The sequence below is a fragment of the Mycobacterium sp. genome (genome assembly GCF_032159775.1).
Taxonomy (GTDB): Bacteria; Actinomycetota; Actinomycetes; order Mycobacteriales; family Mycobacteriaceae; genus Mycobacterium.
Genome location: NZ_JAVHWK010000030.1, coordinates 1 through 7,745, shown reverse-complemented (window position 1 = coordinate 7,745; position 7,745 = coordinate 1). Strand labels below are relative to the sequence as shown.

At 65.1% G+C, this 7,745-nt stretch carries 8 protein-coding genes and 1 pseudogene; 4 read left to right on the top strand and 5 right to left on the bottom strand.

The window, feature by feature from the left end; genetic code table 11:
- The 4 genes from QOJ24_RS03485 to oxc form a co-directional block, all read right to left on the bottom strand.
- A partial coding sequence (locus QOJ24_RS03485; protein ID WP_526259134.1) for an NAD(P)-binding domain-containing protein occupies window positions 1–500 on the bottom strand: 500 nt, incomplete at its 3' end.
- A complete protein-coding gene (locus tag QOJ24_RS03480; RefSeq protein ID WP_526259133.1) occupies window positions 497–1,270 on the bottom strand; it encodes an alpha/beta fold hydrolase in 774 nt (257 codons plus the stop codon). The genes QOJ24_RS03480 and QOJ24_RS03485, both read right to left, overlap by 4 nt.
- A gap of 192 nt (window positions 1,271–1,462) precedes the next feature.
- Window positions 1,463–2,110 (bottom strand): Crp/Fnr family transcriptional regulator, encoded by a 648-nt coding sequence (locus tag QOJ24_RS03475; RefSeq protein WP_526259138.1) that lies wholly within the window; start codon window positions 2,108–2,110, stop codon window positions 1,463–1,465.
- Window positions 2,111–2,510: 400 nt separating this feature from the next.
- Window positions 2,511–4,274, bottom strand: a complete 1,764-nt coding sequence (oxc, locus tag QOJ24_RS03470; protein ID WP_526259131.1) for an oxalyl-CoA decarboxylase — start codon at window positions 4,272–4,274, stop codon at window positions 2,511–2,513.
- 245 nt (window positions 4,275–4,519) lie between these two features.
- On the opposite strand from oxc, the gene QOJ24_RS03465 reads away from it, so the two are divergent.
- From QOJ24_RS03465 to QOJ24_RS03455, 3 genes are all read left to right on the top strand, one after another.
- Window positions 4,520–5,023 carry an alcohol dehydrogenase catalytic domain-containing protein gene (locus QOJ24_RS03465; RefSeq protein ID WP_526259129.1) on the top strand — a complete coding sequence of 168 codons (504 nt, stop codon included), beginning with the start codon at window positions 4,520–4,522 and terminating at the stop codon, window positions 5,021–5,023.
- Window positions 5,020–5,496: a zinc-binding dehydrogenase gene (locus tag QOJ24_RS03460; protein WP_526259127.1), complete on the top strand. Its 477-nt coding sequence runs from the start codon at window positions 5,020–5,022 to the stop codon at window positions 5,494–5,496. The genes QOJ24_RS03465 and QOJ24_RS03460 overlap by 4 nt, the downstream gene beginning before the upstream one ends.
- A 92-nt stretch (window positions 5,497–5,588) precedes the next feature.
- Window positions 5,589–6,065, top strand: a complete 477-nt coding sequence (locus tag QOJ24_RS03455) for a cupin domain-containing protein (RefSeq protein WP_526259136.1) — start codon at window positions 5,589–5,591, stop codon at window positions 6,063–6,065.
- A 136-nt stretch (window positions 6,066–6,201) separates the two neighbouring features.
- On the opposite strand, the gene QOJ24_RS03450 is transcribed toward QOJ24_RS03455, so the two are convergent.
- Window positions 6,202–7,233: an AraC family ligand binding domain-containing protein gene (locus QOJ24_RS03450; RefSeq protein WP_526259125.1), complete on the bottom strand. Its 1,032-nt coding sequence runs from the start codon at window positions 7,231–7,233 to the stop codon at window positions 6,202–6,204.
- A gap of 233 nt (window positions 7,234–7,466) precedes the next feature.
- Between QOJ24_RS03450 and QOJ24_RS03445 the strand changes: the two are divergent.
- Window positions 7,467–7,745, top strand: a pseudogene (locus QOJ24_RS03445) (2-hydroxyacid dehydrogenase); the annotation flags it as partial.

Here is a 7,745-nt window from a genome sequence, read left to right as displayed (position 1 = left end):
CCCCGGAACGGCCAGGCGTTTCTGAAGTTGCCTGAGTGTACGACCTCGCCGCTGAAATGACTCAGGCCTGGCCACGCAGGGATGGTTGGCGTGCGGTAGTTGCCGGTGGCGAGCACAATCGCCTCTGTCCGGATGTCGCCTGACGATGTGTCCAGTCGCCAGCCGCCTGCTGCGGGGGTCACTCCGTTGACCTCACAGCCGAGTTCGAGGGTGATGTTCTGCCGCCGCACGTAGTCGTCGAAGTAACGAATCATGTCCTCCCGCGTCGGCCAACGGCCTGCGGTCAACGGGATCCGCTGTCCGGGAAGATGCGACAGGAAGCCGGTGGTGTTGAGGCGGAAGTTGTCGTAGCGCGTGCGCCACGAGATGGCCGGCGCCGCTGCTCGGTCAACGACGAGAGGCTTGAAGCCGTGCTTGTGCTCAAGCTCACGCGCGACGGCGAGACCGGCGGGCCCCGCCCCGATGACGACCGCATCGTGGTCGTGGACCTGTGTGGTCATGGGCGACCTCCCCCATGACGTTGGCCGACGAGAGTCACCGGTCGCGGCTTCAGGGGCTTGACCTGGTCGCCACCGCCAAGCGCCGCGAGTGCGGTTTGCACGCCGTCGCAGAATCGGGCGGTCTGGCGGACCGGTGCGTCATGATCCGCGGCGACGTCGACGTGCGGACAGCCCAAGTATCTGGCGAGTCCCCGCTGCAGCCCCGGCGGCATCCGCCGGTCCTCGGTGAGCACGATGACGGCGCACGGTAGCGGTGGTGGAGGAGTATTGCGCACATCGAATCGCGTCAGCTGCCGCGCGGCGCGCCACAGTTGGAGCGGCCCGACGTCGCCCATGCGGGCGGCGCTCATGATTTGACGACCTCCGCGTACGCCTGCGGCATGGGCAAGTAATTCGCGACGGCCGACCGCTGCTGAGAGGGCTCCGATGGCCGCCGCGACCGTCAACCCACACCTGACGTACCGGTCGTTCCAGCATGCCCCCGCACCACTCATAACCAGGCCGGCATAGCTGGTCGGCTCGCGCTGGGCGGCGTATATCGCGGTCGCCGCCCCGAGGGAATGGCCGATGAGGACAGGCTTCTCCGGTGCAAACCGCTCGGCTGTGGCGCGGACCGTCGCGACGGCATTCTCCCAGGTAAACGGGGTGTCGACGAAGCTCCCGTGCCCCGGCAGGTCTGGTGCAACGACGCGATGGCCTGCACCCCGAAGCGATTCGGCGAGTAAGGCCCATGACACCGCGCCCGTCGACCCCAACGGGTGCAGTAGCACCAGTGGTGGTGCGGCGGTCAGCGCACTTGCAGACGGTCTTGACAGAGTGACTCCCGGCAGCGATTACTCGATATCAGCCCATGACCCCGTCGTCACGGTTCTCACTAGAAAGACGATGTAGAACCGTGGGTGGTTCATCCGGCCAATCGCACCTAGGGGGCCGTCAAAGCAGTGAAGGCAGGTTTCAAACGGTCAGCGCGCCCGCTGCGCAAGGCGCTCGCAGTCGTAAATCAGCACGCTCTTGGCTTTCAATCGAATCCAGCCGCGATGGGCGAAGTCGGCGAGCGCCTTGTTGACGGTCTCGCGTGATGCGCCGACCAATTGCGCTATCTCCTCCTGTGTGAGGTCGTGATCGACGCGCAGCGCATCGCCCTCCTTGGTGCCAAAGCGCTGCGCGAGTTGCAGCAGCTGCTTGGCGACGCGGCTCGGCACGTCGGTGAGGATCAGGTCGGCGAGATTGTTGTTGGTGCGACGCAGCCGACGGGCCAGTACGCGTAGCAATTTTTCGGCAATTTCCGGGCGATCGGCGATCCAGGCGCGCAGCGTGTCGCGGTCCATCGACACCGCACGCACTTCGGTGATGGTGGTCGCACTCGCGGTCCGGGGTCCAGGGTCGAAGATCGACAGCTCGCCGAACATGTCCGACGGTCCCACGATTGTCAGCAGATTCTCGCGCCCGTCTGGTGACCGGCGGCCGATCTTGACCTTGCCCGAAATGATGATGAACAGGCGATCGCCAGGTTCTCCTTCGGCGAACACGGTCTGTCCGCGTGGGAAGTCGACAGGCTGCAGCTGCTTTGTCAGCGCGGGAACGGCGCTGGCTTCGACCCCATGGAACATTCCGGTCCTGGCCAGGATCCAGTCGACACTGGCTCGGTCGGCATCCCACTTGGCCCACTCGTCCACGTCTGCGTCGTAGCGGTCCTGGTACTCCGGATAAGCCGCCGGTTGCCTCCGATACAGCCAGGAAGCATCGGGTCCACCTCGCGGCGCCTGTTCGATGCTGAGCACTTCCGGGTCAGCAGTCATCTGAAGTCTCCTACCGGGCGGACGGACCGCATCGTGGTCATCAGGTGCACGGGTGCAACGTTTCACCTCCACGATTGCGGGCGAGCGAGCACATGTCGCCACTGCTGGCGCCCATCAACGCTTCCCGCCAGCTGGAAGCTTGACTACCGGCTAGCGCTAGTGGCGCCGGTCCGGTCATGCTGAGGACCGGCGCGCGGCAGGTTCTTTGGCGTCATTTCTGTCCGACGCCTGCAGGGTTGAGGTGGGTGAGGTGGCCGCTTTCGGTGCCGTCGGCGGGGTCGATCACGCAATCGATGAGCGCGGGGCCGCCCGACATGAGTGCGCCGATCAGCGCGATGGTGAGCTGCGCGGGCGTGGTCACTTGGTAGCCCTTGCCGCCGAACGCCTCGATCAGGCGGTCGTGGCGGGCTTGCGGCATCAGGGTGGTCGGCGACGGGTCGTCGGAGACGAGGTTGATCCCATCGCCGCGGTAGACGCCACCGTTGTTGAGGATTACCACCACAACGGGTAGCTGGTAACGGCAGATGGTCTCTAGTTCCATCCCGGAAAATCCGAACGCGCTGTCGCCTTCGATCGCCACGACCGGCGAACCGCTTTCGACTGCGGCGGCGATCGCATACCCCATGCCAATTCCCATGATGCCCCAGGTGCCGCTGTCGAGGCGGTGACGCGGGACTGACATATCGATCACGTTGCGCGCGAAATCCAGTGCGTTGGCACCTTCGTTGACGACATAGGCTTCGGGTTGCTCGCGCAGCACGTCGCGGATGGCACGCATCGCTCCGTAGAATCGCATCGGGCGTGGATCGGCACCGAGACGGTCGGCCATTTTCGCGGCATTCTGCGCCGAGCGCGCAGCCAGTTCTCCGCGCCATTGAGGCGTCGCCCTGATTTGGTCGGGCTTCGTCCGATCGATAAGGGCCTCCATCACGGAGCCGATGTCGCCGACCAACGGCGCGGCGATCGGTTGATTGCTGTCCAACTCGGCCGGCTCTATGTCGACCTGGATGAACCGTGCGTCGGGATTCCACTGCGGCGCCTCGCCGTGTCCCAGCAGCCAGTTCAGCCTGGCGCCGACGAGCATCACGACATCGGCTTCGTGCAGTGCCAGCGAACGGGCGGCGGCCACTGACTGAGGGTGATGATCGGGCAGCAGGCCCTTGGCCATCGACATCGGTAGGTACGGCAGGCCGGTCGCCTCGATGAAGGCTCGGATCTCCTTGTCCGCCTGCGCGTATGCGGCACCCTTGCCCAACACCACCAGCGGCCGCTGCGCACCGGCGAGCAGCGCGATCGCCCGGTCCACGGCCTCGGGTGCAGGCAACTGTCTCGGCGCGGGGTCGATCACCCGCCGCAGCGACGCGCTGCCGACCGTGATGTCGACGACCTCGCCGAGCACCGCGGCCGGGATGTCGAGGTAGACCCCGCCGGGACGCCCTGATACTGCGGTCCGTATCGCCCGGGCTATGCCCCGACCGATGTCTTCGACGCGGTTCACCCGGAAGGTGGCTTTGGCGAACGGTTCAGCCGCCGCGAGCTGGTCGAGTTCCTCGTAGTCGCCTCGCTTGAGGTCGACGATGTGCCGCTCGCTGGACCCAGAGATCTGGACCATCGGAAAGCAATTCGTCGTGGCGTTGGCGAGTGCGACGAGTCCGTTGAGGAAGCCCGGAGCGGAGACGGTCAGGCAGATACCCGGCTTCTTGGTCAAGAACCCGGCTGCCGCCGCCGCGTGCCCCGCGTCGCTTTCATGCCGGAAACCGATGTAGCGGATACCCGAGGCCTGCGCGACGCGCGCCACATCGGTGATGGGGATACCGACCACACCGTAGATCGTGTGGATGTCGTTGAGCCTGAGCGCATCGACGACCAAGTGGTACCCGTCGGTGAGCTCGGTTGCAGCGTCGACCACTGCTGCTGCGCTTCTCTCCGACGAGATTTCGGCACCTTTCGTCGAGATGGGCTGTGAGTGGGTCATCGTCCTGCCCTCGTCGTTGTGGGCTGAGCAGCTGACAGCTCAGGTGGCACAGGACCATCATGGCGTTGCGAGGTGATCGCTGTCGTCACTGCTAGCGCCCGGCCGTGACTCCGGCTGGCAGGTATCGCGGAGTGTCGCTGGCGGGGGCCTTGATGGGTGTCAGCAGTGACGACACCCGTATGTGGCTGCCGGACTCTTGAGAGTGACGTGGAAACGCTCGACAAACGTCCAGAGGAGGATCCGCCATGCGCGCCTTACGTTTTGATCGCTTTGGTGATCCCGATGTCTTGCACGTCGCCGACGTCGCCGATCTCGTCGCGCGCGACGGCCAGGCCGTCATCGCCGTGCAGTCGGCGTCTGTGAACCCGTCGGACGTCAAGAATGTCGCCGGGGCGTTCCCGGCGACCGTGCCGCCCCGGGTGCCCGGCCGTGACTTCGCCGGCATTGTCGTCGACGGACCCGCCGAATGGATCGGTGTCGAGGTCTGGGGAACCGGCGGCGACGTCGGCTTCACGCGGGACGGATCGCACGCCGAGTTGCTCGGCGTGCCCGTCGAGGCGTTGGCACGCATGCCCGAAGCACTTAGCTTCGCCGAAGCCGCCACCGTCGGGGTGAACTTCGTCGTCGGCTGGCTCGGCGCGGTCGAGGCCGCACAGCTGAACAAGGACGAGACCATCGCGGTGGTCGGGGTGTCCGGCGGGGTCGGCGGCGCAGTGGCCCAGACGCCTGCGCCCGCGGCGCCCGGGTGATCGGCATCGACCGGACACCGCCGCGCGACGATGCCCCGGCGGCAACGATTCTGGAGGAGTTCGTCACATCCAACGGCGACGCGCAAGATATCGCCGATCAGATCCGAAAGGTGACAGGAGGCCGGGGCGCCGAAGTGGTCTACGACGCCGTCGGAGGTGTCACCACCGCAGCGGCCCTCGCCGCGCTGGCCCCCCGTGGCCGCCTCGTGGTCATCAGCGCAGTCGGGACCCGCGTGGTCGAGATCGATCTGATCGACTTCTACCGCAACGAAAGCCGGCTGCTCGGCGCCAATAGCAGCAATGTGGGCGTCGTCGAATCGGGCAGCCGATTGACCGAAATGGCGCCATATTTCGAATCCGGCGCGTTCCGACCACTGCCGATCAGCCGAACTTACGGCCTCGACGAAAGCCAGGACGCTTACCGGGCCGTGACAAGCGGCGGGCCCGCAGGCCGCATCGTCATCAACCCCTGATCCCCACACCGCACACGTGGTTCGAAAGGGCGCTCATGAGATAGCGGAGCTTCATATGATGTCAAGCAACAAAGGAATGAGGCCGAGGTTCCCTGTCTAACAGCGACGCTTTTCATCCAGACCTGACCACCGGCGCGCGTGCTCGCGGGGCGTTACGGTCGCGCGTGCACCATGTCAGGGCCTCAGAGCTCAGCGCCGGTACCGCCCAGACCGAGGGTATGCAGCGATTTGCCGCGATCAGCGGAACTTCGGTCGGGTCAGAGCAGATCTGGATGGGTGAGACCCATGTCGCGCCGGCGACGGCGTCGGACAACCATCACCATGGCGAATCCGAAACAGCGATTTTCGTACGAAGCGGCAACCCGGAGTTCGTATTCCATGACGGCGTCGGTGAAGTCCGCATCGCCACCGCACCCGGCGACTACATCTTCGTCCCGCCGTACGTTCCGCACCGAGAAGAAAACCCGGACCCGAACACTCCCGCTGTGGTCGTGATCGCACGCAGCACCCAGGAGGCAATTGTGATCAATCTTCGTGATTTGTACGCACTCTCAAACGAGTCCGACTAGCTCGCCACAAAACGTTGCGAGCAGGCCGTCCCCGCCGCTGCCAGAACGCCAGTAGAGCCATCCAAAGGGCTGGCGGTGGGTGCACCCGGGAGGAGGCACCTCACTGGAGGTCAACATCCCGGTCGAAATCGAGTGATCACCGGCGGTCGGAGAACCGGATGTCCAGGCTCCGCAGGTAGGTCTGCAGGCCCGCGTCCTGGATCGGGATCAGGTGCGCAGGCGCCCCCGACTCGTTGAAGTGCGCGTGCCACAAGCCGGGTGGCGTGACGAACGCGCCGCCCGCCTCCCAATCGACACGGGTCGGGTTGACGATGTCGCCCCGCTCGTTCAATCGTGTGCCTAGCAGCGTGTAGCAGCCGGGCTTGGCGTCGAGAATCAGATCGAGCGCGACCGACTGGTGGCGGTGTGGACGTTGTTCCTGATCTGGCGGCAGCAGACCGAACATTGCCCACAACACGTGCGTGATGGTCAGTGTCTGCTCCTCCTCGGCATTGGCCAACAGGACGCTTACTCTGCTCTTGTCGTTTGCGCCCGGGCGCGCGGCGATCTCATCCAGCCGAGCCACGGCCTCAGTGCGGCGGAATTTCGTTGGGCGGAAACGTGGTTGGGTGGCCTCTGCGCCTAGGTGGCGAAGCAGCGGCTCATCGTGGACCCAGTACATCGCGGCGTCGGAGCCGGAGTCCGCGTAGAACGTCGCCCGGCTGTTGGCTGGCAGGGTCAGGAAGTCACCCTTCTCCCACCGCGCAAGCCGACCGTTCACCGCCGTGAAGCCTCGGCCGCTGATCACGTAGTACAGCTGCGATGCGGCGTTCGGGTTGGTGGCGATCTGCTCACCTGCACGGATCCGCACGAAGTGCGCCACCAACGCGGGACTGGTCGCGGGACCGCCATTGATGCCCAGTTCGGTGGACAGATCCAACGGGATGACTCCAGTGGGACCGTCGAGGTAGAGGTCCCGGCCGAAGGACTTGATCGGAACGTGCGAAGTGTGCCCGGACCCAATCGGGTTTGCGGCCTTGGAGTATTCGAAGTAACGCGCGTCCTCGGCCCAGTCCTCGAAGCGCCCCTCGAACCCGTACTCGGCCACATTGGTCATCGGCGCCGGAATCGTCGGATTGAACGCATCCCCACCGACGTCACGGGTAACCACATCTGTGCTGCTTGACATTGCTCAAGAATCGCGGTTCAGCGAATCGGTGTCGTCACCGCTGGCACCTATCAATCGCCCCCGCCAGCCGGAATCTTCGTGTTGCGCGCTCACAGGTACGTAGTTGAGTACCGCTGGCGGGGGTCCCAAACGGGTGTCAGCGGTGACGACGTGACGTGTGTGGAACGCAACGATGAACTGACGGCAGGAATACCAGCCGTCCATGGATTAGCGCCGAGACTGAAAGGCCAGGTATGAACGTTCTTCAAGTGGGCACGATCGAGCCGTCACTGGCCAGCGTACTGACGGCGAAATACCAGGTGCTGCAATTACCTAACGATGCCAGACGAGCCGACTTTCTTGCCAAGCATGCACGGTCGGTCTTCGCCATCGTCGACTCTGGCCCCCCTGGTGTGGACGCGGAACTGATGAAGGCGCTGCCCAACCTCGGCGCCATCGTGCACCACGGAGCCGGCTACGACACCATCGACGTCGACGCGGCGTACCGGCTCGGTATTGGAGTCAGCAACACC